Annotated in this window: 3 protein-coding genes; all 3 read right to left on the bottom strand. The window is 61.9% G+C overall.

Annotation, left to right across the window (positions count from 1 at the left end; translation table 11 throughout):
* On the bottom strand, positions 1–326 hold a 326-nt coding region (locus CJ301_RS14945), incomplete at its 3' end, for a cytochrome c biogenesis CcdA family protein (RefSeq protein WP_437438424.1).
* Positions 327–441: 115 nt separating this feature from the next.
* The gene (locus CJ301_RS14950) at positions 442–963 is read right to left on the bottom strand and encodes a TlpA family protein disulfide reductase (RefSeq protein WP_035746432.1); all 522 of its coding nucleotides are present in this window, start codon (positions 961–963) and stop codon (positions 442–444) included.
* On the bottom strand, positions 960–1,538 hold the full coding sequence (locus CJ301_RS14955) for a DsbE family thiol:disulfide interchange protein (protein WP_236737094.1): 579 nt from the start codon (positions 1,536–1,538) through the stop codon (positions 960–962). Before CJ301_RS14955 ends, CJ301_RS14950 begins: the two co-directional genes overlap by 4 nt.
* Between the last annotated feature and the right edge of the window lie 57 nt (positions 1,539–1,595).

Raw genomic sequence — 1,595 nt, forward strand, 5'->3', positions numbered from 1 at the left:
AAACGCAGGTCGCGCTCCATGGCCGACAGGCGCGCTGCCCCGATCATGAACAGACCGAACAGGATCACGATCGCGCCGCCGACGAGGTTGAGTTCGTAGCGCCACTGCAGCAGCGCCTGACCGAGCGCGGTGGCAGAGGCCCCAAGCGCGATAAATATCGTGGAGAAGCCAAGGACGAAACAGAAGCTGAGCCAGACGGCCCGCCCCTTCGAAGGCGCTGCACTGCCGGTGACCGTACGTCCGGCAACGTAGGATACGTAGCCGGGCACGAGCGGCAGCACGCAGGGCGACAGAAAGGAAACGGCACCGGCCAGCAATGCCGCCATTAGTCCAAGAGCGGAAAGTTCAATCAAATCCACATCTCCAAACTGATCGGTAGACCGCCACCACGTGTGCGCACGGAGCGGAACGGCTGGCGCGGTCGTCGTGCTTTTCCATGTCCTATTGCTTACGTTCGTCAATAAGAGCGCTTATCTGCGCAACGGCTTCGGGGCTGTTCCATTCGGCCGGGCCTGCGAGGCGCCCGCGCTCGCGCCCAATGCGGTCGATCAGAATCGTTGTCGGCAGACCCACCACGGCCAAGGCCAGCATCGCGCGCGTATCCTCCGCGATATAGAGATCGAGGTTGCGAATGCCGGTCTCTCGGTAGAAGCGGCGCACAGGTTCGAGACCGGCCCGATCGATCGACAGCGGCAGAACATGAAAATCCGATCCGCCGAGGCGCGCTTGCAGCGCGTCGAGCGTCGGCATCTCCTCGCGACAAGGCGGGCACCAAGTCGCCCAAATGTTCAGAAGCACGACACGTCCCTCGAAGTCCGCCAGCGTCAGATTCCGTCCATCTCCATCCACGAAAGGCGGCGACAGGAGATCACGCGGAGTCCCGTGATTAGGGATCGGTGGTCGGGCGGAGGCAGGGCTTGCCGCAAGCGCCAAGACTCCGGCAAGGACGTCACGTCGCCTCACGGGTCGCTCTCAGCCTGCAACCGGCGCACGACCGGCAGAATGTCCTCCTCAAGCGAGGCCTGATCAAAGGGGCCGACATGCTTGTATGCAATGCGCCCCTCGGCGTCGATTATGTATGTTTCCGGCACTCCATAGACGCCCCAGTCTATCGCAACGCGGCCTGATCGGTCCGCGCCGATGCGGGTGAAGGGATCGCCGAGCTCTTCGAGGAAACCCAGCGCCTCCTCGGCATTGTCCTTGTAGTTGATACCGTAGATCGGAACGGTGCCCGCTTCGGCAAGATCGACGAGAAGCGGGTTCTCCGTGCGGCAGGGGACGCACCACGACGCCCAGACGTTGACGAGAGAAACCTGGTCTAGCAGGTTCGCCGAGGCTAGGCCGTCCTGCCGCCCTTCGATGGGCGGGAGCGCGAATTCCGGGATTGGTCTTCCGATCAGCGTCGAGGGCAACCGGTCGTCGTTGTTCCAGAGGCCCCAGTAGAAGACTACGCCCAGCAACCCAAACAGAAGAATAGGCAAAATCATGAGCGGCCGTCCGCTCCGGCGCCGCTGTTCTTGGTTATCCTTCGAACTCATAGCCTGCCATCAATGCTTGGAAGGAATAAGGTATCAGCAACCGCTGATATGAAGCAA

The sequence above is a fragment of the Limimaricola cinnabarinus genome, from assembly GCF_002723615.1.
GTDB classification, from domain to species: domain Bacteria; phylum Pseudomonadota; class Alphaproteobacteria; order Rhodobacterales; family Rhodobacteraceae; genus Limimaricola; species Limimaricola cinnabarinus_B.

Bases quoted from the DNA above. Each gene is read 5' to 3' on its own strand.
- CJ301_RS14955 (WP_236737094.1), bottom strand. From the start codon at position 1,538: ATGAGTTCGAAGGATAACCAAGAACAGCGGCGCCGGAGCGGACGGCCG.